At 65.3% G+C, this 22,312-nt stretch carries 27 protein-coding genes; 13 read left to right on the forward strand and 14 right to left on the reverse strand.

The genetic code is table 11. The features are described from left to right. Positions 1-31 precede the first annotated feature (31 nt). The 3 genes from LDB29_RS11050 to LDB29_RS11060 form a co-directional block, all read right to left on the reverse strand. Entirely contained in the window at positions 32-307 is a 276-nt protein-coding gene (locus LDB29_RS11050; RefSeq protein ID WP_062017419.1) for a hypothetical protein, read from the reverse strand. 52 nt (positions 308-359) lie between these two features. Beyond that, positions 360-971, reverse strand: a complete 612-nt coding sequence (locus LDB29_RS11055) for a response regulator transcription factor (RefSeq protein ID WP_025547776.1) — start codon at positions 969-971, stop codon at positions 360-362. An 83-nt stretch (positions 972-1,054) separates the two neighbouring features. Beyond that, positions 1,055-1,636: a PilZ domain-containing protein gene (locus LDB29_RS11060; protein WP_025547775.1), complete on the reverse strand. Its 582-nt coding sequence runs from the start codon at positions 1,634-1,636 to the stop codon at positions 1,055-1,057. Positions 1,637-1,867: 231 nt separating this feature from the next. Here LDB29_RS11060 and LDB29_RS11065 point away from each other — a divergent pair, with 231 nt between their 5' ends. Beyond that, positions 1,868-2,284, forward strand: coding sequence for a BLUF domain-containing protein (locus LDB29_RS11065; RefSeq protein ID WP_025547774.1), 417 nt, complete (start codon positions 1,868-1,870; stop codon positions 2,282-2,284). 316 nt (positions 2,285-2,600) lie between these two features. Here LDB29_RS11065 and LDB29_RS11070 read toward each other — a convergent pair whose 3' ends face one another. After that, entirely contained in the window at positions 2,601-2,987 is a 387-nt protein-coding gene (locus tag LDB29_RS11070) for a response regulator (RefSeq protein ID WP_037481721.1), read from the reverse strand. A gap of 70 nt (positions 2,988-3,057) precedes the next feature. On the opposite strand from LDB29_RS11070, the gene LDB29_RS11075 reads away from it, so the two are divergent. Further along, positions 3,058-3,816 carry a Crp/Fnr family transcriptional regulator gene (locus tag LDB29_RS11075; protein WP_025547772.1) on the forward strand — a complete coding sequence of 253 codons (759 nt, stop codon included), beginning with the start codon at positions 3,058-3,060 and terminating at the stop codon, positions 3,814-3,816. Next, entirely contained in the window at positions 3,813-4,742 is a 930-nt protein-coding gene (locus tag LDB29_RS11080; protein ID WP_025547771.1) for an HWE histidine kinase domain-containing protein, read from the forward strand. Before LDB29_RS11075 ends, LDB29_RS11080 begins: the two co-directional genes overlap by 4 nt. Before the next feature lie 191 nt (positions 4,743-4,933). Here LDB29_RS11080 and LDB29_RS11085 read toward each other — a convergent pair whose 3' ends face one another. From LDB29_RS11085 to LDB29_RS11095, 3 genes are all read right to left on the reverse strand, one after another. After that, positions 4,934-5,131 carry a hypothetical protein gene (locus tag LDB29_RS11085; RefSeq protein ID WP_099185653.1) on the reverse strand — a complete coding sequence of 66 codons (198 nt, stop codon included), beginning with the start codon at positions 5,129-5,131 and terminating at the stop codon, positions 4,934-4,936. Positions 5,132-5,276: 145 nt separating this feature from the next. Beyond that, complete coding sequence (locus LDB29_RS11090) at positions 5,277-6,038, reverse strand: Crp/Fnr family transcriptional regulator (protein WP_025547769.1); 762 nt, start codon at positions 6,036-6,038, stop codon at positions 5,277-5,279. Between the two features lie 416 nt (positions 6,039-6,454). Next, the gene (locus LDB29_RS11095; protein WP_025547767.1) at positions 6,455-7,093 is read right to left on the reverse strand and encodes a Crp/Fnr family transcriptional regulator; all 639 of its coding nucleotides are present in this window, start codon (positions 7,091-7,093) and stop codon (positions 6,455-6,457) included. Positions 7,094-7,497: 404 nt separating this feature from the next. Between LDB29_RS11095 and LDB29_RS11100 the strand changes: the two genes are divergently transcribed. From LDB29_RS11100 to LDB29_RS11115, 4 genes are all read left to right on the forward strand, one after another. Next, positions 7,498-7,977, forward strand: a complete 480-nt coding sequence (locus LDB29_RS11100; RefSeq protein ID WP_244968604.1) for a DUF4142 domain-containing protein — start codon at positions 7,498-7,500, stop codon at positions 7,975-7,977. After that, complete coding sequence (locus tag LDB29_RS11105) at positions 7,974-8,165, forward strand: DUF3606 domain-containing protein (protein ID WP_025551729.1); 192 nt, start codon at positions 7,974-7,976, stop codon at positions 8,163-8,165. Before LDB29_RS11100 ends, LDB29_RS11105 begins: the two co-directional genes overlap by 4 nt. A gap of 120 nt (positions 8,166-8,285) precedes the next feature. After that, positions 8,286-8,507, forward strand: a complete 222-nt coding sequence (locus tag LDB29_RS11110; RefSeq protein WP_025551728.1) for a hypothetical protein — start codon at positions 8,286-8,288, stop codon at positions 8,505-8,507. A gap of 8 nt (positions 8,508-8,515) precedes the next feature. Then, entirely contained in the window at positions 8,516-8,893 is a 378-nt protein-coding gene (locus LDB29_RS11115; RefSeq protein WP_244968605.1) for a response regulator, read from the forward strand. Positions 8,894-8,902: 9 nt separating this feature from the next. Here the strand turns inward: LDB29_RS11115 and LDB29_RS11120 are convergent, their stop codons facing one another. Genes LDB29_RS11120 through LDB29_RS11150 form a run of 7 tightly spaced genes read right to left on the reverse strand, consistent with a single transcriptional unit; the run spans position 8,903 to position 16,516 of the window. Continuing rightward, the gene (locus tag LDB29_RS11120; protein WP_025551725.1) at positions 8,903-9,946 is read right to left on the reverse strand and encodes an NAD-dependent epimerase/dehydratase family protein; all 1,044 of its coding nucleotides are present in this window, start codon (positions 9,944-9,946) and stop codon (positions 8,903-8,905) included. Positions 9,947-9,978: 32 nt separating this feature from the next. Then, positions 9,979-11,055 (reverse strand): glycosyltransferase, encoded by a 1,077-nt coding sequence (locus LDB29_RS11125; protein WP_025551723.1) that lies wholly within the window; start codon positions 11,053-11,055, stop codon positions 9,979-9,981. Then, positions 11,052-12,158, reverse strand: coding sequence for a glycosyltransferase (locus LDB29_RS11130; RefSeq protein ID WP_099185651.1), 1,107 nt, complete (start codon positions 12,156-12,158; stop codon positions 11,052-11,054). The genes LDB29_RS11125 and LDB29_RS11130 overlap by 4 nt, the downstream gene beginning before the upstream one ends. Next, positions 12,155-13,258, reverse strand: coding sequence for a glycosyltransferase (locus LDB29_RS11135; RefSeq protein ID WP_257554190.1), 1,104 nt, complete (start codon positions 13,256-13,258; stop codon positions 12,155-12,157). Before LDB29_RS11135 ends, LDB29_RS11130 begins: the two co-directional genes overlap by 4 nt. Then, positions 13,255-14,337 carry a glycosyltransferase family 4 protein gene (locus LDB29_RS11140; RefSeq protein ID WP_099185650.1) on the reverse strand — a complete coding sequence of 361 codons (1,083 nt, stop codon included), beginning with the start codon at positions 14,335-14,337 and terminating at the stop codon, positions 13,255-13,257. The genes LDB29_RS11135 and LDB29_RS11140 overlap by 4 nt, the downstream gene beginning before the upstream one ends. Next, positions 14,334-15,407, reverse strand: a complete 1,074-nt coding sequence (locus LDB29_RS11145; protein WP_025551720.1) for an SDR family NAD(P)-dependent oxidoreductase — start codon at positions 15,405-15,407, stop codon at positions 14,334-14,336. Before LDB29_RS11145 ends, LDB29_RS11140 begins: the two co-directional genes overlap by 4 nt. Beyond that, positions 15,404-16,516, reverse strand: a complete 1,113-nt coding sequence (locus LDB29_RS11150) for an NAD(P)-dependent oxidoreductase (protein WP_025551718.1) — start codon at positions 16,514-16,516, stop codon at positions 15,404-15,406. The genes LDB29_RS11145 and LDB29_RS11150 overlap by 4 nt, the downstream gene beginning before the upstream one ends. Before the next feature lie 273 nt (positions 16,517-16,789). On the opposite strand from LDB29_RS11150, the gene LDB29_RS11155 reads away from it, so the two are divergent. The 6 genes from LDB29_RS11155 to LDB29_RS11180 are packed head-to-tail and all read left to right on the forward strand — an operon-like array spanning position 16,790 to position 22,311. Next, positions 16,790-17,416 (forward strand): histidine phosphatase family protein, encoded by a 627-nt coding sequence (locus LDB29_RS11155; RefSeq protein WP_025551716.1) that lies wholly within the window; start codon positions 16,790-16,792, stop codon positions 17,414-17,416. Beyond that, positions 17,413-18,237 (forward strand): TIGR04290 family methyltransferase, encoded by an 825-nt coding sequence (locus tag LDB29_RS11160; protein WP_025551715.1) that lies wholly within the window; start codon positions 17,413-17,415, stop codon positions 18,235-18,237. Before LDB29_RS11155 ends, LDB29_RS11160 begins: the two co-directional genes overlap by 4 nt. Beyond that, entirely contained in the window at positions 18,234-19,157 is a 924-nt protein-coding gene (locus LDB29_RS11165) for a glycosyl hydrolase (protein WP_025551714.1), read from the forward strand. Before LDB29_RS11160 ends, LDB29_RS11165 begins: the two co-directional genes overlap by 4 nt. Before the next feature lie 12 nt (positions 19,158-19,169). Further along, positions 19,170-20,285: an inositol-3-phosphate synthase gene (locus LDB29_RS11170; RefSeq protein ID WP_099185649.1), complete on the forward strand. Its 1,116-nt coding sequence runs from the start codon at positions 19,170-19,172 to the stop codon at positions 20,283-20,285. Next, positions 20,282-21,286 (forward strand): zinc-binding dehydrogenase, encoded by a 1,005-nt coding sequence (locus LDB29_RS11175; protein ID WP_037483267.1) that lies wholly within the window; start codon positions 20,282-20,284, stop codon positions 21,284-21,286. Before LDB29_RS11170 ends, LDB29_RS11175 begins: the two co-directional genes overlap by 4 nt. After that, entirely contained in the window at positions 21,283-22,311 is a 1,029-nt protein-coding gene (locus LDB29_RS11180; RefSeq protein WP_257554194.1) for a Gfo/Idh/MocA family protein, read from the forward strand. Before LDB29_RS11175 ends, LDB29_RS11180 begins: the two co-directional genes overlap by 4 nt. Position 22,312: the final 1 nt, after the last annotated feature.

Raw genomic sequence — 22,312 nt, forward strand, 5'->3', positions numbered from 1 at the left:
GCAAAAGCGCTTCATGGAAAAGTCGACAGGCTCAGCAAAGGCAGTCGACACCCGATTCCTCTTCGTCGGAAATCATGGCGTCCGCCACCTTCTTATATCTGCCTATTATTCGCCTGCATTCTTCCTGCGACTTGAAATATCCGAAATCATCGTCACCCGGGACCCTGTCCTGCTTCGGTTTTTTCACCATTAACCATGGCGTAAACGCAGACGATGTTTCACAATCAGATGCCTGCCTGAGATCGGTCCATTTCTTTCTGACAATCCCGCCCCCGAATATGGGGCCGGGAACATCCATCTTTGTCATTTCCAATCCTGTATATTGGGAATGATGGCGACGATTTCACATATTCAACAGGTCAGGGTAATCCTGAATCGGGCAAGAACCGGATGATTTCGGAGAATTTCTTGACGCCGAACTTCTTCATGATGCTGGCGCGGTGCATTTCCACCGTTCTGATGCTGATCTGCAGCGCGTCCGCCACATCCCTGTTGCTGCCGCTGGAACTCAGCGCGCGCACGACATCCAGCTCCCTTTTGGTGAGGCTGCCGAAATAGGCTGCGGCGGCTTCCCGCCGGCGCTGTATCTCGATGTTCCGTTCCAGCATGGGCCAGGCATTGGCGAGCACCTTGAGCAGCAGGCCGTCGGCAAAGGGCTTTTCCAGAAAGTCGATGGCGCCCCGCTTTATGACGTCGACCGCCGTCGGAATATCGCGCGACGCCGTCATGACGATCAGGGGGATGTCCACCCGCCGCGCGGACAGTTCCTGCTGAACCGCCGGCCCGGCCATGTCGGCCAGATGCAGTTCCATCACCGCAATGCCGGGCGCTAGAAAATCAAGCGCCTCGATAAAGTCGGAACCGCAGGAAAAGGGGACGGGCCCGAACCCTTCCCGGCGCAGGATTCGCACCAGTTCCTGGCGCATCCTGCTGTCGTGGTCCACGATATAGACTGGACATCCTGGGTTCATAGCCAATTGCCTAGACCATCATTCCCGCGCCAACGCGCGAAGCCGCCAATGGTTTCGGCTCCGATCCTTTCTTTTTTATCGCGTCAGTTCGCAGCCGTCCGGCGGGGTTCGAAGAAGACCCCGATCATCCCGCCGCTCGACCACTGCACCCGCCCCATCCGTACATCCAGGCCGCGGGTTTTCACAAGCAGCCGCGTACCTTCGCCCAGACCGCCCACTTCGATCATCATCCCTTCGGCCGACAGGTTGCGGATCGTCCCGATCAACACGGGCGTGGAAGTCACCAGCGTTGCGGAGAAATCGACCGCCAGTCGGCGGCTGCGCGGCTCGTAGGTTTGGGGCGCGGGGTTCGCATCAGGCTCCTCGCCCGGAATCCAGGGCAATGTCTCTTCAAGCAGAAGACCGCATTTGGGCCCGTTGATCCAGCGGACCTCCGCCGTGCGGAAGCTGGCGTCGTCGAAGCTCACATGCACCTGCTGGTGCAAGCCCAGCGACAGGGCGCACCGTCCGCTCAGTCCCGCATGGGACACATTTTCGACAGACAGGTTCGCTTCCTCGACGACCGGATAGAGCAATGCCGTCTTGAAGACGGTCTGCCGGGGGTGCCGGCGTTTCTCCATCATCGCGCTCCGGTCGTCGGACGGCTTTTCTAGCGGCTCGGTCATACGGGTTCCCACAGATTCGCGGAATCCCATAAATGATTGGACTTGCACGCCGATTAGCGGGGAAATAGGTATTTTTACGATATCGCCCGGAGCGGTTGCATTAACCTTCATCTCCTAGACAGCCGGGGGCCGTTTTCTCCGCTGAGGCCGGCCTGGAACCGGCGGGGCGCATTTTCAGTCCCATCATGCGCCTCGCCTTTACTTTCCTCAGACAAATGGCATCATCGTCGCATGCTTGCTCGATGGTCCTATATTAGCACCAGCCAGTTGGATGCAACCCAAGCCGAAAAACACATGGAAGAGATCGTCCAGGTCTCCATTCCGCGCAACCGCTCGCTGGAAGTGACGGGCGCGCTGCTGTTCACGGGCAACCGCTTCGCCCAATATCTGGAAGGCGCGCCGGCCGCCATCGAAAACCTCAAGGCGAGCATCCTGCGCGACCGGCGCCACAGGGAGGTTCAGACGATCGCATCGGGCGAAGCGCCGCATCGCCATTTCGTCACCTGGTCCCTCGCCTATGCCGGCCCTTCCCATTTCGTTTCCGACATCATCGAACGCGCCTTGAACGATGCGCTGGAAAAGGGCGACGAAGGGTTCGAAGCGCTGGTTCAGATGATGTCGGAATTTTCGATCCGCGGCCGGGGTTGAGCTTTCGTCCCGCCATGGCGCGGCGACCCCGATATGTCATCCGCCCGGAAAGCAGGCGATTATTAACTCAGATCAATATCCGCCGGGGAACAGGAAGACCTGCCGCTGGTTGCTCTGCCATGCCACTCGCCCTATCCTCGCCGATCGTCCGGGCGTCGGCCGGTCCACTGCCATTGTCACGCAGTATGCATGGCCTTGTCCCTTCCCCGCCCCACCGATATGGGCAAGGGCAGACCATCGGTGTGAATGACAGACGCCCCGGTCGGGCGGAACGTCCAGCGCACGACCGGTTCGGAAAGAAAGGGAGAGCCCGATGTCAGAGCCTGTGGTCCGTGCCCGCCAGAACCATGCCGATCGCCCCCAATATGTCCGTGCGGGAATAGGGCTTGATCACCCGCCTGCAGCTTTCATAGGCCGACGGCAGGCTTTGTTCGTCATAGCCCGTGACGATGATCACCGGCACGGAACGCGCGACCAGTTCGTCGATCAGGGGATAGCTCATCTCCCCCTGAAGATTGACGTCGAGCATGACGATGTCAGGCAAGTGCTCCGCAATGGCCTTGAGCGCGCCGAACAGGCTGCCATGCGGGCCCATCACCGAAAACCCCTCTTCGGCCAGCAAGGCGCCAAGGTCGCTCGCGAGAAAATAATCATCCTCCACCACCAGCACGCGAACCGCGCCGGGGGTCACCCCTTCCATCATTCATCTCTCCTCTCCCGCCAGCCGTCGCACGGGAATGGGCGGCAGAAAATAACATAGGTGGAAACGCGCCATGTCATCGCTCGATATCCCGCAGGTTGCGATGAAGGATAGCATCACTGCCCAGAAACTGGCGGCGCACTGGCCGCTCGGCCGGCGCGACCGGGACGTGATCAACGGCCTGGCCGGTCGGGCGCTTCAACCGCTTCGCACCGGCACGGACCTGTTCACCCAGGGCGACCGGCTGACCTCCATCTTCTTCCTGCTGGAGGGATGGGCGGCCCGGTACAAGATGCTGGAGGACGGCCGCCGCCAGATCGTCAGCCTGCTGCTGCCGGGCGATCTGTGCGATCCCTTCTGCTTCCTGCTCCATCGCGCCGACCATGGCGTCACCGCGCTCACGCCGGTCAGGGTTGCCGAAGTCGGACGCAGCCAGTTCGAGGAGATCGCGCTGGCCCATCCCGAAATCACCAAGGCGATGTGGATCAACGCCCTGATCACCGCGTCCATCCAGCGGGAGTGGTGCGTCAATCTGGGCCGCCGCACCGCGCTGGAACGGTTCAGCCATCTCTTCTGCGAACTCTATCACCGGCTGCTGAAAGTGGGCCTGGTCAGCGGCAACGGCTTCCACTTTCCCGTCACGCAGCTCGAACTGGCGGACGCAACGGGATTGACGATGGTGCACACCAACAGAATATTGCAGGAAATGCGTCGCCAAAGGCTGATAGAATTGCACCGGCGCCATCTTTTCGTGCCGGATCTCGCAGCGCTGGAGCGCGTCTGCGCCTTCGATCCTTCCTATCTGCATCCGGCGGCGCAAGAGGCATCGTGACGACACCATCCCCGACCGACGGCTGGCGCGACTTCCTCGCCCTCTTCGATGCCTCTCCCCTGCCCCAGATCCAGGTCGGGCCCAACGACAATATATTGCGCGCCAATGCGGCATTGACGGAATTGCTGGGCATTCGGCCGGACCGGCTGATCGGCGGGCGGCTGGTCGTGCCGGCATCGGGCGAGTCGGCGGCACGGCTGAGCTGGGACGACGGCAAATGCGAGGCGCGGCTGTTCGCCGCCGTACTGGTGACGACGCCCGACTATCGCGTCTGCGTCGTGCAGTTCGGCAATGTCGACGCCCTGGAGGCGGCGGCGCGGCAATATCTGCTGCGCGACGTGCAGCATCGGCTGCGCAACCTGATCGCCTCCGTCCGCTCCATCTTCCGGCGGACAGCCGCGACCAGCGATTCCGTCGACCATCTCACCAGCCATTTCCTGGGACGGCTGGACGCCATCGCCCGGATCGAATCCAATCTCGCCCTGGCGGAACGCCATGGACTTGAACTGCACGACCTGATCATGGACGAGCTGGCGGCGTTCGCCGTCCGTGCGGGGGAACAGGCCTTTCTGGAGGGGCCGGATGTCCGGCTGCGCACCTCGGCCGCGACGACATTGGCCCTCGCCTTTCATGAACTGGGCAATAATTCCATCAAATATGGCGCGCTCGGGTCGGACGGCGGCCGGGTCTGGGTCCGATGGTGGAGCGACCGCGAACCGGCCGGCCCGGTGCTGCGCATCCTTTGGGAGGAAAAGGGCGGCGACAGCCCGACAGCCGCCCGCCGGTCCGGCTTCGGCACGGAGATGCTGACCAAGACGATCCCGTTCGAACTGGACGGTTCGGGCACCATCGACTGGACGCCCGGCGCGTTCAAGGTGCACATCAGCCTGCCCATGACCAAGAGGCTGCTGCACCCCAGCGACTAGAGCCAATCGACATTCAGCCCTGACGGCCTGCAAATGACGCTTTTCCGTGCTTCCGGTGCTCACCTACTTTGAGTAGGCCGCGCTCCGGGTCACGGAAAACCGCCATTTTACCTTCGGTGGCCTCCGGCTCGGCTCGTCATCTTCTGAATGTCGATTGGCTCTGGAGCATCCACGCGCCGCATGGCGCCGCTTCAGCGCTTTTCGTTCGGCGTCAGGCCCTCATGGTCGTCGGCCCTGTTCTCGCCCGTCTGCTGGTCTTCCTTCAGCACGTCATGATGCCAGAAATTGCGCCCGATGAAGACGACGGCGATCACCAGCAGGACGATTCCCACCACCCAGATCGCCGCCAGCCCGAGACGCCGATCGCTGGGACGTTCCGGTTCGTGCATGTCGGCGGTTCCTCTGGTTTCATGGTCTTGAGGGGAAGCATATGGCCATGCCTCCCAGCACACAGAACGGCGGCGGACGTTCCCCCGTTCCTGGCCGGCCCATAACCTGGATCATGGCCGGCGCGCTTCTTCGCCCTTCCGCCGGCTAACCCTGTTCTTCCTCCAACTCGACATGCCGGTCCATCCGGCCGAGCCAGGCCTGGGGGCGGAAATCGGACAGTTCGGTCAGGCGGCGCCAGTTGGGGATGGTGATCCGCCGCCGGTCGCGTTCGATCACCCCCGCCTTTTCCAGCGCCTTCAGCGTCCGGTTGACATGCACGGTGGTCATGCCGGTGGCGTCGGCCAGCTCCACCTGGGACAGGGGCAGGATCAGCCGGCACCCGTCCGATCCCCCTTCCGGATAGCTGCGCATCACCAGCTCGCAAAGCAGATAGGCTATCCTTCCCCTGGCGTCCCGCCGGCCCATATTGCTGATCCAGGCGCGGAAGACCGATGTTTCGGCCGTCATCTCCGCCCACAGCGCATCGGCGATGTTCGCCCGCTCGCGCATCAGCGCCAGCACGTCCTCCAGCGGAATGGCGGCGACGCGCAGATCGGTCAGCGCCTGGACGAAATCCTCCGATGGAAAGAGCTGCACCGGCGGCAGCGTCAATATGTCGCCCCGGCCATGTATTCCCACGATATGGCGGCCGCCATTGGACGATATGCGGTGGCGATGGGCAAAGCCCGACAGCAGGATCAGGCAGGATTGCGGCCGGTCGCCCTCCCGGATGATATAGTCCCCCGGTTCGCAATGACGCAGGCTGTGCGGCAGGGATAGCAGAGCGGCGCCGTCTTCCTTCGAGAGAGCCGTGCGCCCGCCAAGGCGCGCCAGCAGCGGCAACAGGATCGGTGATGGCATTTTCATGAGCGGGATGGGATGCCGTCTTCGTCTCCGCCACGGCCGCGATGCTCGCCGCTGGCCGTCCGGCTGTCCATGGCGGAATGCCGGCCTGCCGCATGCAGGACCGGGCCGTCGCGACGCGGCGCTCTCCCCCCGGCGGGAAGAACGACGGAGCAGTGCGGCATGGGACTCATTATAAGGGTGGAGGAATTCATCCCGGATCGTGTCATGACTCGTCGTCTTGGTGGCGCTGCTCATTCTCCTTCGGTCGACCGGCCGGCGCCGGCGTTCGAACGAAGAAGGATTCACCTTGCTCCAGCCGCCCGCCGACGCTCGCTAACATATGCTAATGCAGGTGCAATTTTTGCCGTTGGGCCTCATTTTCCGGGGCTGGACGGTTGCAGAAGTTGCGCGACATCAAGAAGTTCGCGCCCGTCCGATCAGGCCGCCATGTCCTGGCCGGTCAGGGCGGCCACTTCGCGCAGGGCCTGAAGCTCCGGTATGCGCAGCCATTTGGATTGCAGTTCGACCAGACCGCGCGCCCGCATGGATTGCAGCGTGCGATTCACATGGACCGGGGTCAGCCCGGTCATGTCCGCGATCTCCATCTGCGTCAGCGGCATGGCGCATTGCTGGCCATAGGCAAGGCCCGCCTGCCGCATGCGTTCGAACAATTCCAGCAGCAGATGCGCCACCCGTTCGAGCGCCGTCTTGCGGCCCAGGGTGACAAGCCAGTTGGCCTGCCGTTCGATCATGCCGGACAGCGCCTGCCAGAAGCCGTTATGCCCGTCGAAACCGGCGTGCGAGGGTATGCGACAGGGCAGCCGGAGCGCCCTGACGTTGGTGATCGCCACCACGGGCTGGGACGCCACCCCGCCCAGCGCCCATTGCGGATCGCAATAATCGCCCGGCAGATAAAGCGCCGTAATCTGGCGGCGGCCATCCGACAGCAGCCGGTATCGGCACGCCCACCCTTCCTGAACATAAAGCATGGCGTCGGGTTTTTCATTTTCCCGGGCCAGAAACTGATGCATTCGGAAATGAACCTGGTTTTCGCCTTCGGCAACCTGGCTTAACATGGACTACTCCCTGTTAAGCCCCCCTGGACCAATATCGATTGAACCTGCCCCCACCATAGCGTTTCTGGTTCATGCTGGATTCACCTATGTTTCCTCGCAGCAAATAATTGGGATGGAGCGAGAAAAAGAGCCGATGAACGCGGCACGCCCTCCGGCGGCCTCCGGAAAATTGCCGTTTGTCTAGGGTGTGTGGGGATTCAGTTCAGGGTGGAGCGAAAATGGTGGCTTTCGAGAACCAGCGCGCAGCGTACTCAAAGTACGTGAGCACTGGAAGCGCAGAAAGCCGCCATTTGCAGCCCGCCATGGGCTGAATCTCTACACAGCCTAATGCAGGTTATCGCGCGGGCGTGGGGCCGTGGAACCTCCTAACCCCGAAAACCGCTGGCTTTGCAGGAGGAACGACCATGTCCAAAATGCTCTTGCTGATGCCGCTGATCGCCGTGGCGATGCCCGCCGCCGCGGCGGAATCGCCCACTGCCTATCTGGGGAAAGCGGGCGCGGGCGACCTGTACGAACAGACATCCAGCAAGATCGTGCTGGAAACGACCAGGGATGCCAGGGTCAAGAGCTTCGCCACCATGATGGTGAGGGATCACGGCAAGAGCACCGCCATGCTGAAAAGCGCGGCTGCGGCATCGGGCGTCAAGGCGCCGCCGCCCAGTCTGACGCCCGATCAGCAGGCGAAGGTCAGGGCGCTGAAGCAGGCGAAGGGCGCCGCCCGCGACACCCTCTACTGGCAGCAGCAGAAGGCGGCTCACAGCCAGGCGCTGCAACTGCATCAGGATTATGCCGCCCACGGTTCCGACCGGTCGCTCAAGGACGCGGCGGCGAAGATCGTGCCTGTGGTGAAACATCATCTCGACCTTCTGAACGCAGACCGATGACGGACGTCCATAGCCTCGCCGCCCCTGCCGCTCCCCCGGACCTGAAGCATGTCTCGCTGGATCGGGAAAGCGATGCGCGCTACTGGCAGCAGCGTTTCAGCACATCGCGTGCCCGGCTGGAGCAGGCGGTCGAGCAGGTCGGCCATAATGTCAGCGCCATAGCGGAGTTCCTCCGCCACAGCGGCTGACGGCGGGCGTGGCGGCCAGACCCTTGTTGCACCCGGATAAAAGATCGACCAGGGCCGCGCCTTTCCGGGAACCAGCCCGTCGGCGCGCCTGTTCTCTCCTCAACGAAAGGAGAGTTTTCGATGCACAAGGAAGAGGAAGACGGCCGCATCGTCACCCATGTCTCACGGCAGGAGGCGCGAAGCGGCGCTTCCACCCATGTCACCCGCTATGTTCTGGGCATCAGCCTGTTACTGGTCGTGATCGCCTTCGCCATCCTTCTGGCGGGCGGCTTCTTCAGCACTGCCGAAACGGGCGCCGACGGATCGCACATGGCCAGCCCGGCCGAAGCGAACGGAGGCTGAGTCCCGGCATGATGGGCCAGACCGACCTTGCGGCACAGACGGTGTTGATCGTCGAGGACGACTATTATCTCGCCTTCGATACGGCGGAAGCGCTGCGAGGCGCGGGAGCCGGGATCATGGGGCCTTTCCCGACCGAGGAGAAGGCGATGGCGGCGATCCGCCAGGAACGCCCCACCGCCGCCGTGCTGGACATCAACCTGGGAAACGGTCCCTCCTTCGACCTTGCGCGGTTGCTGAAGGAACGGGGCGTGCCGTTCCTGTTCCTGACCGGCTATGACGAGGAGATCATACCGCCCGATCTCGGCGATACATTGCGGCTGCAAAAGCCGGTCGCGCCCCGGGAGATCGTCGCATCGCTCGCCAAGCGCCGCCAGGGCAGCGCCTGACGCCCGGATTCATTCGGCCGCGATGCCCGCGCCTCCCACGAAGGAGGCGCCGCTCAACGCGGGACTGCATGCAAAGCCCGGCATGCGATCGTAAAGCTCCTTCTCGAAAAAGGCGCAGGTGATCGCCAGCCCCTCGCTCAAGGGAACGTGCGGTTCCCAGCCGAGCAACTGGCGCGCCCTGCGGATGTCCGGCCTGCGCCGGCGCGGATCGTCGACCGGCAGCGGCTGGAACACGACCTGGGACCGCGTGCCGGTGGCGGCCACGACCTGATCCAGCAGTTGCAGGATGGTATATTCCTCAGGATTCCCCAGGTTGACCGGCGCCATGTCGGACAAGGGCGCCTCCATCAACCGGATCAGCCCGTCCACCATGTCCGACACGAAGCAGAAGCTGCGCGTCTGCGATCCGTCGCCATAGATGGTGATGGCATCGCCCGACAAAGCCTGGCAGACGAGGTTGGAGATCACCCGGCCATCGTCGGGATGCATGTTCGGGCCATAGGTGTTGAAGATCCGCGCCACCCGCACATCGGCGCGGCCCAGCCGGGCGAAGTCGAAGGCCATGGCCTCCGCCGCGCGCTTCCCCTCGTCATAGCAGGCGCGGGGGCCGGTGCAGTTCACCCAGCCACGATAGTCCTCGCGCTGGGGATGCGCCTCCGGATCGCCATAGACCTCGCTGGTGGAGGTGAGCAGGAAGCGCGCGCCGACCTGCTCCGCCAGCCGCAGCAGGCGATCGGTTCCGACCACGCTGGTCAGCATCGTATGTTCGGGATCGGCCTGATATTGCGGGGGAGAAGCGGCGCAGGCGAGATTGTAGATGCGGCTGATGTCGCGCCGGCGCGTGACCGCATCGGGCAGGGGATCGACGATGTCGCCGCGCACGAAGGTGAAGGCGCGATGCCCCTCCAGCATCCGCAGGTTGACCTCCCGCGAGGTCTGGAGGTTGTCGAGGCAGATCACCTCATGCCCCCGGTCCAGCAGCGCCCGGCACAGATGCGACCCGATGAAGCCGGCTCCTCCGGCCACCAGGGCTGTTTCACGCTTTCCGTTCATCGACCCTCCGTCCTTTTCTGTCCTGTCGTTCTTCATTCGGCCGCCGCCATGTCCCGCGTGCGCATCCGGGCGGCCTCTTGCAGCCAGTTTTCCAGCTCGGCGGCGCGGCTGCCCGATATATGCCGGTCCAGGATGCGGCGGCGTGCGGCCTCGCCCACATCGGCGCGATCCTCATGGAGGGCGACGATCACCTGCTCCGGATTCCAGGCGAAGATGATTTCGCGATTGGGCTCCAGCAGTTCATTGAGCCCCGGCCAGACATCGGAGATGATCGGCGTGCCGCAGGCCGCCGCCTCGAACAGCCGGACGGAGGGGGACCAGCCCGCCTCGATCATGTCGGCGCGCGTGACGTTCAGCGTGTAGCGCGAGGCGGAATAGAAAGCGGCGTGGTCGCGCGGGGCGAGATGCTCGATCCGCTCGACATTTGCGGGCCAGTCCATGTCGTCCGGATATTGCGGCCCGGCGACGACGAAACGCCTGTCGGGCAGCAGCCGCGCCGGTTCGATCAGCAGCTTCTCCAAGGTGGGCTGGCGATCCGGGCTGTAGGTGCCGAGATAGGAGAGATCCCATTTCTTCGGCACGTCCATCGGCCGATAGGCCGACGCATCCACCGAACAATAGAGCGCCCGCGCCATGGGGGAACGATAATGCCGCTCCAGCAGGTCGAGCGTCGGGCCGCCGGTGAAGGAGCAATAGCAGCCATAGCCCGCGATCAGTTCCGCCGACAGATAGTCGCACCGCCCTTCGCGCAGCGCCGCCAGCGTGACGGGCGTATCGATGTCGTAGAAGGCGGTGACCCCGCGCGCCGTGCGCTGCACATAATGGCCGACCGCGATGCCGTCGGGCACATAGGAGCCGACCATGACCGCGTCCGCCGTCTCGATCTCCTGCCGCCAATCTTCCAGCGCTTCCACGCTGTCGTAGAATTCCAGCCGGCAGAAGGCGGGATCGATGAGGTCGCGCTGGCTGGCATACCAGGGCACGTCCCGCTCCAGGAAGAGTATCTCATGCCCGCGCCCGGCAAAGGCCGAGAGCAGGGCGCGGAAGGTCGTGGCATGACCATTGCCCCAGGATGAAGACAGGCTGAGGCCGAGGACGACGAGTTTCATGCTCCCTCCATCTGATGCTGCCTGGCGGCGCGCCGCCCGGACCGGTCACGCAGGATTTCGTCGACCTGGCGCCCGCGCAGTTCATAGCTGTGTTCGGCCCGGACACGGGCGAGCGCCGCCTGTCCGATCGCCCGCGCCCGCTCCGGCGTCAGCGCCGCCAGATGATCCGCCACATCCTGCCCGTCGCGGGCGACCAGCACCTCCTCGTCCGGGGTCAGGAACATCTCTATCCCCTCCCACGCATCGGTGATCAGGCAGGCCCCTGCCCCCGCCGCCTCGAACACGCGGGTCGCGGGGGAAAAGCCGATATGCGCCATGCTGTCGCGGGCGACGTTCAGCACGGCCAGCGGGCTGCAATTGAAGGCGTTGTGCTCGGCGGTGTAGACATGACCGCGATGGCGGACATTGCCGGGCATCGCCTTGCTGTCCCAGCCATTGCCGCCGATCAGGAACTGGCGGCCGGGCGACAGGGCGGCGGGTTTCAGGAAGAATTCCTCCACCCGCGCCTCCCGGTCGGGCAGGCGGTTGCCAAGGAAGGCGAGATCGGCGGTGAAGCGCGGATCGGGCGGCACGGGATGGTGGCTCTGCGGATCGAGCGCATTGTAGACGGGAACGCACTCCACCGCGCCGAAGCCGCGATAGGCGTTCACCACCGGATCGCCGCCGCCATAGGTCAGCACCATGTCCAGTCCGGGCAAGGCGCGGCGCACGGCATGGTCCGGATCGGCGCGCATCTCGTCCAGCGTCGCGGCGGCGTCCACATCCCAGAAGATGCGCAGCGCATGGGGCCCGGCGCGGCGCATGACGCCGTCCAGCAGCTCGTCGTCGAATACGCCCACGCCGCTGGCCTTCACGACGACATCGGCATCGGCGGCCTCGTCCATCACGCCCTTCAGCGCGTCTGGCGTGGCGGGATAGACCACCACGCGCGCCCAGTCGGGCGGGTCGATGTCACGGTGCTGCTGCCGGTCGAAGGCATCCGGTTCATAGAATGCGATGCGATGGCCATGCCGGGCCAGCTGCTCCAATATCCCGCGATAATAGGTGGCCGCGCCGTTCCAGTAGGAGGAAAGCAGGCTGGAGCCGTAAAAGGCGATCTTCATGCTACGCTCCTGATCGGCTGCGCGTCGAGCGACGCCGTGATGTCCATCAGCTGCTGCGCGCGATGGGCGCAGCTATGGCGGCTGCGGATCGTCTCCAATCCGTTGCGGACGAGGCTGGCGCGAAGGTCCGCATCCTCGCTGATGGCGCGCATATGGCCCTTCATCTCGTCGCCGGTCCGGGCGAAGAGGAAATCCTCGCCGGGCCGGAACAACCCTTCGCTGTCGTCCCAAGGGGCGGACAGCAGCGGAATGCCGCAGGCCAGCGCCTCGAACACCCGGATCGTCGGAATGCCGGGCAGAAGCTGCGTATAATAGCGGCGCGGCACGTGGACGGTGGCAAGGTGGCGGGCGAAGATAGCCGGCGCGGCGGCATTGGGCGCCCAGCCATGATAGGCGACGCCGTAGCGTTCCAGCATCGCCAGCGCCTCCTGAGGATAACGCACGCCATAGATGTCGAGCGGGAGCTTCGCCTGCCGCGCGGGGCGGAAGAGATAATCCTCCAGCTCGGCGGTACGCTCCCCATCGCCCCAGTTGCCGATCCAGACGAGGCCGCTTTTCTCACCGGGCAAGGGACGGAAATGCCTCGTGTCGGCGGCTTCATGCCAGGTCCAGACGCGCTCGCCCCAGCCCCAGCTTCGATAGACCTCCGACAGGGCCTCGCCGAACGCCAGCACGCCGTCATAGCCCGACAGGTCGAACGCCCGGATCGCGTCGGGATCGGACACGGCGCGATGATGGGTGTCGTGGAACAGTAGCGTGAAATCGCTCCGCCCCGCCCGGATCAGGCCGAGCGCCCCGACCAGCGAAGGCTCGTTCCATTCATGGACGATGACGAGTTCCGCGCCGTCGAGCAGGGCCACCAGATCGTCCTTCATGCCATAGCCTTGGGCACGGAGTTCGGGATAGGCCTGACGATAGGCGGCGAGACCCTCCTCCCCATGGTCGGACAGGAGGTTGGCGAGGCTCCAATTGCCCTCCGGCTCCAGCGCCAGCACGTCATGGCCCATGGCGGCGAGTTCGCGCAGCACGCCGCGCAGGAAATGGGCATTGCCGTGATTCCAGCAGGACAGCAGCGAATGGGTGAAATAGAGGATCTTCATGCGGCGACCTTCCGCTGGACGGCGCGATAATGGGCGGCCATGTGCGCGGCCGTGGCGGCGGGGGTATAGGCGCCCGCCCGTGCTTGGGCGCGCTGGCCCATTTCCCCGCGAGCGGCGCCGTCGCCCAGCAATTCCTCTATCGCCAAGGTGAAGCCCCGCGCGTCGTGAGGATGGACGAAGATGGCGGCGCCATCCCATAGCTCCCGAAAAGTGGGAATGTCGGACAGCACCAGCGCGCAACCGGCCAGCGCCGCCTCCAGCACCGCAAGGCCGAAGGGTTCGTAAAGCGCCGCCGAAGCGAAGACCGGCCGGCTGGCCAGATGCCGGGCCAGCGCCATGCTGTCGAGCGGGCCGAGCGGCAGCAGCGAACGCAGACCGATCGCCCCTCCCTGCGGCCCCTCAAGCGGCCCGGCGGCCCTGAACGGCACGGCGATGCGGGCGGCCGCCTCATCCAGCACCCGGACATTCTTGCCCTCGTCCCAGAGACGGCCGGCGGTGAACACATGGTCCTGCATCGCCTGCGGCTTCACCGGAAAGAACCGGCCATTATGGACCGCCATGGGGAGCACGCCATAGTGGCGACGCGCCGCCTGCGCAAAGGCCATGCTGGGCGCGACGATGCGGCTCGCCTGCCGAAGGCCGGCCGCGACCAGCGCGGTGCGCCAGTTGAAATCCTCCGGCATGGGACCGCCGCGTACCGCTTCCCACCAGGTCGCGACGCAACTGTGCAGCAGCGCGATCGCCGGGCAGGGATAACGGCCGGCACTGGCCAGCGCCGGCGTATGCAGTTGCACCGCGTCGGCGCGAAGGTCGCCCGCCATTTCCGCCAGCCGCGCCTCGGCCTGCACGATGGGCGCCGCTTCCGCCGCCAGCCATTCGAGTTCGAGGCCGGTTTCCACCAGATGGCAATTGGCTATGGCCGCCGCCTCCGCCCGCTGCGCCTCGCTCAGCGCAGGCCCCATGACGGCCAGCGTCACCTCATAGCCATGGGGCTGGAGCGCGCGGATGAGGTCGGTCGAATATTGCCAGACGCCGCCCACCGCGTCGGCGGACAGCAGCAGATGCCCGCCGCCCCTCACAGCGCGCTCGCGGTCATCAGCCTGGGCCCGGCGCGCTCCGCCCGTTCCTCCGCCAGCCAGCGGGTCAGGTCGGCCACGCCCTGCCGCCAGGGCTTGCGCGCCTTCAGGTTCAGCGCCATGCGCGCCGCGCCGGTGTCCGCGACGAAATAGCGCTGGTCGCCCGCCCGCCAGGGCGCGAAGTCGGGTACGATGGACTTGCCCAGATGGACGCCGATGAAGGCCAGGATCTGCCGCAGGCTGACGGCATTGTCCGGCCCGCCGCCCAGGTTGAAGGCGCGGCCGCCCACCCGTCCGATCTGCCGCCAGACCGCCAGATAGGCGTCCACCGCATCCTGCACGTCCAATATGTCGCGCACCTGATGGCCGTCGCCATAAAGGGTGATCGGCTGCCCTTCCAGGGCGCTGATCAGGAAATGCGCGACCCAGCCCTGATCCTCCGTCCCCATCTGCCGCTGGCCGTAGATGCAGCTCATGCGCAGCACTGCGGCGGGCAGATCGAAACTGCGGGCATAGTCCAGCACATATTGGTCCGCCGCCCCCTTGGAGCAGCCATAGGGCGTATGGAAATCGAGCGGGCGGCTCTCGTCGATGCCGCTGGCGCGCAGATGCTCCGAGGCCGGCTGATAGGCGCCGTCGATCAACGGGAAGTCCAGGTCCTCCAGCCCGCCATAGACCTTGTTGGTGGAGGCGAAGATCACCGGGGGCGGCGTGGCGCAGCGGCGCGCAGCCTCCAGCACGTTGAGCGTGCCGAGCGCGTTCACCTCGAAATCGGCGCGCGGATCGGTGAAGCTGGTGGTGACGGCGACCTGCGCGGCCATGTGGAAGACCGCCTTCGCGCCGGCGACCGCCCGGTCCACCGCCGCATCGTCCCGCACATCGGCGATGACCGGCGTGATCGCGGCGCCGTGGCGCTGCTCCAGCCAGACAAGGTTGCGCTCGACGCCGGGCCGGGCCAGCGAGTCATAGACGACGACCTGCTCGCCCTCCCCCGCCAGCCGGTCGGCGATGTTGCAGCCGATGAAGCCGGCGCCGCCCGTGACCAGCACGGGCCTTCCGTCGGCGCGCTTCACGCGACCAGCCCCCGCGCTTCCAGCTCCGCCCGCGCCTGATTGACGCGGTCGTCGGCGGTCTGCCGCGCCACCCATTCGGCCAGCACGGCAAGGCCCTGCTGGAAGTCCTGCCGCGCCCTGAAGCCCAGCACCTCTTCCGCCTTGCCGGTGTCGCAGAAGCAATGGCGGATGTCGCCGGTGCGCGCCTTGCCGACGATTTCCGGTTCCCCGTCGTTCCGGCCCATCGCCAGTGCAAGCGATTGCGCCACCTCCGTGACGGAGCGGTCCTGCCCCGAGCCGATGTTGAAGGTGCCGCCCGCCGCCTGCGGCAGTTCCAGCGCATCGGCAAAGGCGCGCGCCACGTCGCCGACATGCACGAAGTCGCGCCGCTGCCCGCCATCCTCGAAGATCATCGGCTTCTGCCCGTTCAGCAGGCGCGACGCGAAGATCGCCAGCACGCCGGTATAGGGATTGGACAGCGCCTGCCCCGGCCCATAGACGTTGAACAGGCGCAGGCAGACGCCCTCCATGCCATAGGGCGCGGTCATGATGTGAGTCGTGCGTTCCTGCACATATTTGTTGAGCGCGTAGATGGAGGCGAGATTGGGCTGCTTCCATTCCGGCGTGGCGATGGGGGTGAGCGGACGGCCCTGCCGGTCGACCGGGTCCCAGACCTTCTGATTGTCGCGGATCGACCCGCGCTCCGCGTCCTGGACGATCCGGCCGTCCTCGTCGCGGTACAGCCCCTCGCCATAGATGCTCATCGAGGAGGCCGTCACCACACGCCGCACCGGACGGTCGATCAGCCGTTCGAAGAGGACGGCGGTGCCGACGTCGTTGACCGAGGTATAGCGCTCCACTTCATACATGGACTGGCCCACGCCGACTTCCGCGGCGAGGTGGATGACGGCGTCGACGCCTTGCAAGGCGCGATCCACCGCATGGCCGTTGCGCACATCGGCGCGGATCAGCTCAACCTCCGGATCGAGATCGGCCGGCCGCTCGATGTCTCCATGAACCTGCTCGATCATGCTGTCCAGCACGCGAACGGCATGGCCGCGCTCCAGCAACTCCCGGCAAACCGTCCGGCCAATAAAACCGGCGCCACCCGTGACAAGAATCTTTTCCACGGCCGCTCCCCTTCATTGATGATGATTTGCCAAGGATTGGCCGCGGGAATGTGATATTCCCCGCAACCGTGGCAACGGGATCATGAACATCTTCTTCTACCGTCAGGTTCCGGAAATATTTCAGAAAACCGTTGAATCTATACTCAATATAAACTCATGAAAATAACTCATGTTATACGACAAAAACACAGGTTATTCATGATGTTTCCATTTACCTGTTTGAGAATTACGGCTATGGAACTTTCCTTCTCTTAATCCTGTTAAGCAGCATCTATGTTGATGCTGTCCTCCTCTCGCGAACCGCCCCGCACCTGCTTTCACCTGATCCGTCATGGGATGCATGGCGAATATGGCCGCCTGCTGAGCGGACGGGCGGGCGCGTCGCCCCTCACTGCGCGGGGCCGCATGCAGGCAGCCGGCGTCGCGGCATGGCGCGGCCTGCACGACATAGACGCCGTCCATGCCAGCCCGCGCCGGCGCACGGTGGAAACCGCCTCCATCATTGCCCGGTCCCTGGGGCTGGAGGTCGCCATCGTCCCTGATCTGGACGAGGTCGATTTCGGTTCCTGGAACGGACAGTCCTTTCCGGAACTGGAGGAAAATCCGCGCTGGCGCGATTGGAACCGCAACCGCTCCACCAGCGCGACGCCGGGCGGAGAGACGATGGGCGGCGCGGTCGCCCGAACCGTCCGGCATCTGGAAACAGTCGCGCGGGAAAAGGCGGGCGCGACCATCCTCTGCGTCACCCATTGCGACATCATCCGCGGGACGATCGCGCATTATCTCGGCCTCAGCCTCGACAATCTGCTGAGGTTCGAAGTCGATCCCGGTTCGATCAGCACGATCCTGCTGGGACCAGGCGGCGGTAGCGTGACCCGATTGAACGAGGTACCCGCATGAAGACAGTGAATCTCGCCGCAGACCGCAAGACCGACGCATTGCGCCGCCAGATCGAAGAATTGGGCCCATGGTTCCACAATCTTCGCATCGGCGGCATGGAAACCGCGCCGGATCATTTCCTGGGCGATTATCCGGCTTTCAAATTCGCGCGCTTTGCGGATGCCGTTCCCGAAGACCTTTCCGGAAAATCCGTACTCGACATCGGCTGCAACGCCGGTTTCTATTCGCTCGAGATGAAACGCCGGGGCGCAGCCGAAGTCCTGGGCATCGATTCCGACGACCGGTATCTGGCCCAGGCCCGTTTCGCCGCCGAAGCGCTGGGCCATGACGGCATCGAGTTCCGCAACCTGTCCGTCTATGACGTCGGAAAGCTCGGTCGCCGCTTCGACCTCGTGATCTTCATGGGCGTGCTCTACCATCTGCGGCACCCCCTGCTCGCGCTCGACCTGATCCGCGAGCATGTGGCGGGCGACATGATGCTGTTCCAGACGATGCAGCAGGGTTCGTCCGACGTGCTGCTGGTGCCGGAGGATCATCCCTTCCACGTCCCCGGCACCAGCCGCCCGCCCGGCTTCTTCGACAATCCGGCCTATCCGCGCCTGCACTTCATCGAACGGAAATTCGCGCATGACTGGACCAACTGGTGGGCCCCGAACAAGGCCGGCGCGCAGGCGCTGCTGCGCGCCGCCGGCTTCACCATAGAGGCCGAGCCGGAGGAGGAAGTCTATCTCTGCCGCGCCGCCCCGATCCCGTTCGGGGAGCTGATGGGCAGGCCGGCCGTCTATCCAGCCCAAGGGCCAGAGGAGGGAACCGACGCATGATCGAAGCCGCGATGATCTGGAACGAACCCAATAACAAGTCGCATTGGGACCCGGAGGTCGACCCCGACTGGTCGCTCTATGCCGACATGGTGATCCGCGCGGGCGCCGCCATCGCCGACGCCAATCCCGCCGTGACCCGCGTGCTGGGCGGCATGTCGCCCATCGATCCGCATTGGGTGAACCGGATGCGCGACCATGGCGCGCTGGACGCGGTGGATGTCGTGGCGGTGCACGGCTTCCCGCTCGACTGGAACCTCTGGCCGCTCAATGACTGGCCCTCCCGGATCGCGGAGATCGAGGCGGTGGTGCCCGACAAGCCGGTCTGGGTGACGGAAGTCGGCGTCGGCTCCTTCGGCGCGGAGGAAGTGCAGGTCTTCGGCCTCAACCGCACCGCCGAACTGCTGATCGGGCGGGTGCCGCGCATCTATTGGTACAGCCTCTACGACCTGCCGCAGGAATGGGGCGCAACCACGCGCCATCGGGAAGCGGAAGGATCGAGCTATTACCGCCATTTCTACATGGGGCTGATCCGCGCCGACGGCACGCCCAAGCCCGCACTGGAGGACTATGCCAGGGTCGCTGGCGAGATGGGGCTGATGCAATGGTTCCATTTCGAGGACCCGCGCCTGAACGATGCCGTCGACTGGATGAAGCGGCTGGGCGTCAGGCAGTTGCGCACCGGCCTGAGCTGGGCCGACAGCTTCCGCCCCAATGCGGTCGACTGGTTCGACCGGCAGATGGAGGCGCTCAGCGATTTCGACGTCACCGTCACCTTCTGCTTCACGCCCGAACATCTGGGCATCGCCCCCCATCACAGCAGCGCGGTCCACGATCCGCAGGCCTTCGCGGATTTCTGCGCCTGGATGGTCGACCGCTACGCGCCGGCATCGGCCGCCCTGCCGGTCGCCCGCACCGCCTGACGGAGACGCATCATGCAACCTATCAACATCGGCATCGTCGGCGTCGGCAATTGCGCCAGTTCGCTGGTGCAGGGCCTGTCCCACTATCGCGCCGAGAGCAACGACCATAGCGGCCTGATGCATTGGGAACTGGGCGGCTATCGCCCCTGCGACATCCGACTGACGGCGGCCTGGGACATCGACCGGCGAAAGGTCGGCCGCGACATTGCCGAAGCGATCTTCGCCCGGCCCAATTGCACCCAGGCCTTCTGCGGCGACGTCCGCCCCAGCGGGGTGAAGGTGGAGATGGGCCGCCTGCTCGACGGCTGCGCCGATCATATGGCGGACCATCCCGACGATCGCACCTTCCTGCCTGCCGACGACGCCGAACCCGACCGCGCGCAGGTGGTCGAACGGCTGCGCGAGGCGAAGGTGGACGTGCTGCTCAACTATCTGCCGGTGGGATCGCAGCAGGCGACGGAATTCTACGCGCAATGCGCGCTGGAGGCGGGCGTCGCCTTCGTCAACAACATTCCGGTCTTCATCGCCAGCGACCCCGCCTGGGCGGACCGGTTCGAGCGGGCCGGCGTGCCGATCATCGGGGACGACATCAAGGCGCAACTGGGCGCGACCATCGTCCATCGGGTTCTCACCGACCTGTTCGCCAAGCGGGGCGTGAAGTTGGACCGCACCTACCAGCTCAACACCGGCGGCAATACCGATTTCCTCAATATGTCGAACCGTTCGCGGCTGAAGTCGAAGAAGATTTCGAAGACCGAAGCCGTGCAGTCGGTCGCGGAAACCCGGCTGGAGGATGAGAATATCCATATCGGCCCGTCCGATTATGTCGCCTGGCAGAATGACAACAAGGTCTGTTTCCTGCGCATGGAAGGCCAACTCTTCGGCGGCGTGCCGATGAACCTGGAACTGCGCCTGTCGGTGGAGGACAGCCCCAATTCGGCGGGCGTCGCCATCGACATGATCCGTTGCGCCAAGATCGCGCTGGATCGCGGTCTGGGCGGCCCCATCCATCCGGCGGCAGCCTATTTCTGCAAGCATCCGCCGATGCAGATGACCGATGACCGGGCGCATGAAGCGCTGGAGGCCTTTATCCGTGGGGAGGGCGCAATCGCGCTGGCGGCGGAATGAGCGAATTGCTGATGCCGGAGCGCGAACCGGCCGAAAAGGCGGCGACCATGCGCGCGGCGGTTGTCACCGGCCCCGGCGCGGTGCGGATCGACCGGGTTCCGATGCCGCGGCCCGGCCCCGGTCAGGTCCGCATAAGGCTGGAGGGATGCGGCGTCTGCGCCTCCAACCTCACCCCCTGGGCGGGACCGGAATGGCAAAGCTTCCCGCTGGAGCCGGGCGCGCTCGGCCATGAGGGCTGGGGCATTGTCGATGCCATCGGGGAGGACGTGACCTCTGTAACGGTGGGGGACCGCGTGGCGGCGCTTTCCTATGCCAGCTATGCCGACCATGATTTGGCGGACGAAAGCGCCATCGTGCGGCTGCCGTCCGAACTGGACGGGCTGCCCTTCCCCGGCGAGCCCCTGGGGTGCGCGTTCAACATCTTCCGCCGCGCCGACATCCAGCCCGGCCAGACCATCGCGATCATCGGCATCGGCTTTCTGGGGGCGCTGCTCACCCGGCTGGCGACGGAGGCCGGAGCCCGCGTCGTCGCCATTTCGCGGCGCCCCTCCTCGCTCGCCCTCGCCCGCGATCATGGCGCGGCGGAGACGATCGCGATGGACGATCATCAGGCGATCATCCACCGGGTCAGCGCGCTCACCCAAGGACGCTTCTGCGAACGGACGATAGAGGCGGTGGGCAAGCAATGGCCGCTCGACCTGGCGGGCGAACTCACCGCCGAGCGCGGCAAGCTGATCGTCGCGGGCTATCATCAGGACGGGCCGCGCCAGGTGAACATGTGGCTGTGGAACTGGCGCGGCATCGACGTCATCAACGCCCATGAGCGCGATCCCGCGGCCTATGCAGAGGGAATGAGGGAAGCGGTGGCGGCGGTCGCTTCCGGCCGCATCGATCCCGCGCCGCTCCTCACCCACCGCTATCCGCTCGACCGGCTGGGCGAGGCGCTGGACGCCACGCGCGACAAGCCGGACGGTTTCGTAAAGGCGATCATCGTCCCATGAATGCCGCTATCGCCCCTGCACCCACCCTCCTCACCCGCCCGCGCATCGGCTTTCTGGGCGTGGGCTGGATCGGCCGCAACCGGATGGAGGCCATGCTGGCGACCGGCGGGATCGAGGCGGCCGCCATTGCCGACGCCCTGCCCGGCAACGGTGCGGAGGCGGCCCTGCTCGCTCCCGACGCGGTGCGGCTGGAGTCGCTCGACGCGCTGCTGGAACAGCCGCTCGACGGCATGGTCATCGCCACTCCCAGCGCACTCCACGCAGAACAGTCGATCCGCGCGCTGGAGCGGGGCGTGCCGGTCTTCTGCCAGAAGCCGCTGGGCCGCACCGGGGCGCAGGTCCGGGCCGTGATCGACGCCGCCCGCGCGGCCGACCGGCTGCTGGGCGTCGACCTGTCCTATCGCGGCACCGCAGGCATGCGCGCCCTGCGGGATCATGTCCGCGCCGGCCAACTGGGCCATGTCCATGCCGTCGACCTCATCTTCCACAATGCCTATGGCCCGGACAAGCCGTGGTTCCACGATCCCGCATTGTCGGGCGGCGGCTGCATGATGGACCTTGGCGTGCATCTGGTCGACCTGGCGCTCTGGGTGCTCGACTTCCCCGAGGTGGAGCGGATCGAGGCCGCCCTCTTCGCGAAAGGACGTCCGCTGGAGGATCGCGGCCGGCAGGTCGAGGATCTGGGCATGGCGACGCTGCATCTGGCGGACGGGCGCATGGTCCGGATCGCCTGCTCCTGGAACCTCCATGCGGGGCAGGATGCGGTGATCGCCGCCGATTTCTACGGCGACAGGGCGGGAGCCGCATTCCGCAACATCGGCGGCTCCTTCTACGACTTCCGGGCAGAGCTGTTCCGCGGCACGGCGCGGGAAACGCTGTCGGAGCCCGGCGATCCATGGGGCGGCCGAATGGCGGCGGAATGGGCCGAAAAGCTGGCGCGCTCCCCTCGCTTCGATCCGGGATGCGAAGAACTGGCGCATGTGGCCGACATCATGGACGGCATCTACGCCGCCGCAACGGTATAAG

It is taken from the genome of Sphingobium sp. CFD-2 (genome assembly GCF_024611135.1).
GTDB lineage: Bacteria > Pseudomonadota > Alphaproteobacteria > Sphingomonadales > Sphingomonadaceae > Sphingobium > Sphingobium fuliginis.

Bases quoted from the DNA above. Each gene is read 5' to 3' on its own strand.
- LDB29_RS11130 (WP_099185651.1), bottom strand. From the start codon at position 12,158: ATGAAGATCGCCTTTTACGGCTCCAGCCTGCTTTCCTCCTACTGGAAC.
- LDB29_RS11180 (WP_257554194.1), top strand. From the start codon at position 21,283: ATGAATGCCGCTATCGCCCCTGCACCCACCCTCCTCACCCGCCCGCGC.
- LDB29_RS11050 (WP_062017419.1), bottom strand. From the start codon at position 307: ATGACAAAGATGGATGTTCCCGGCCCCATATTCGGGGGCGGGATTGTC.
- LDB29_RS11135 (WP_257554190.1), bottom strand. From the start codon at position 13,258: ATGAAGATCCTCTATTTCACCCATTCGCTGCTGTCCTGCTGGAATCAC.
- LDB29_RS11060 (WP_025547775.1), bottom strand. From the start codon at position 1,636: ATGACCGAGCCGCTAGAAAAGCCGTCCGACGACCGGAGCGCGATGATG.
- LDB29_RS11105 (WP_025551729.1), top strand. From the start codon at position 7,974: ATGACGGACGTCCATAGCCTCGCCGCCCCTGCCGCTCCCCCGGACCTG.
- LDB29_RS11070 (WP_037481721.1), bottom strand. From the start codon at position 2,987: ATGATGGAAGGGGTGACCCCCGGCGCGGTTCGCGTGCTGGTGGTGGAG.
- LDB29_RS11100 (WP_244968604.1), top strand. From the start codon at position 7,498: ATGTCCAAAATGCTCTTGCTGATGCCGCTGATCGCCGTGGCGATGCCC.
- LDB29_RS11065 (WP_025547774.1), top strand. From the start codon at position 1,868: ATGCTTGCTCGATGGTCCTATATTAGCACCAGCCAGTTGGATGCAACC.
- LDB29_RS11075 (WP_025547772.1), top strand. From the start codon at position 3,058: ATGTCATCGCTCGATATCCCGCAGGTTGCGATGAAGGATAGCATCACT.
- LDB29_RS11120 (WP_025551725.1), bottom strand. From the start codon at position 9,946: ATGAACGGAAAGCGTGAAACAGCCCTGGTGGCCGGAGGAGCCGGCTTC.
- LDB29_RS11095 (WP_025547767.1), bottom strand. From the start codon at position 7,093: ATGTTAAGCCAGGTTGCCGAAGGCGAAAACCAGGTTCATTTCCGAATG.
- LDB29_RS11125 (WP_025551723.1), bottom strand. From the start codon at position 11,055: ATGAAACTCGTCGTCCTCGGCCTCAGCCTGTCTTCATCCTGGGGCAAT.
- LDB29_RS11055 (WP_025547776.1), bottom strand. From the start codon at position 971: ATGAACCCAGGATGTCCAGTCTATATCGTGGACCACGACAGCAGGATG.
- LDB29_RS11090 (WP_025547769.1), bottom strand. From the start codon at position 6,038: ATGAAAATGCCATCACCGATCCTGTTGCCGCTGCTGGCGCGCCTTGGC.
- LDB29_RS11170 (WP_099185649.1), top strand. From the start codon at position 19,170: ATGCAACCTATCAACATCGGCATCGTCGGCGTCGGCAATTGCGCCAGT.
- LDB29_RS11175 (WP_037483267.1), top strand. From the start codon at position 20,282: ATGAGCGAATTGCTGATGCCGGAGCGCGAACCGGCCGAAAAGGCGGCG.
- LDB29_RS11110 (WP_025551728.1), top strand. From the start codon at position 8,286: ATGCACAAGGAAGAGGAAGACGGCCGCATCGTCACCCATGTCTCACGG.
- LDB29_RS11155 (WP_025551716.1), top strand. From the start codon at position 16,790: ATGTTGATGCTGTCCTCCTCTCGCGAACCGCCCCGCACCTGCTTTCAC.
- LDB29_RS11160 (WP_025551715.1), top strand. From the start codon at position 17,413: ATGAAGACAGTGAATCTCGCCGCAGACCGCAAGACCGACGCATTGCGC.
- LDB29_RS11085 (WP_099185653.1), bottom strand. From the start codon at position 5,131: ATGCACGAACCGGAACGTCCCAGCGATCGGCGTCTCGGGCTGGCGGCG.
- LDB29_RS11165 (WP_025551714.1), top strand. From the start codon at position 18,234: ATGATCGAAGCCGCGATGATCTGGAACGAACCCAATAACAAGTCGCAT.
- LDB29_RS11115 (WP_244968605.1), top strand. From the start codon at position 8,516: ATGATGGGCCAGACCGACCTTGCGGCACAGACGGTGTTGATCGTCGAG.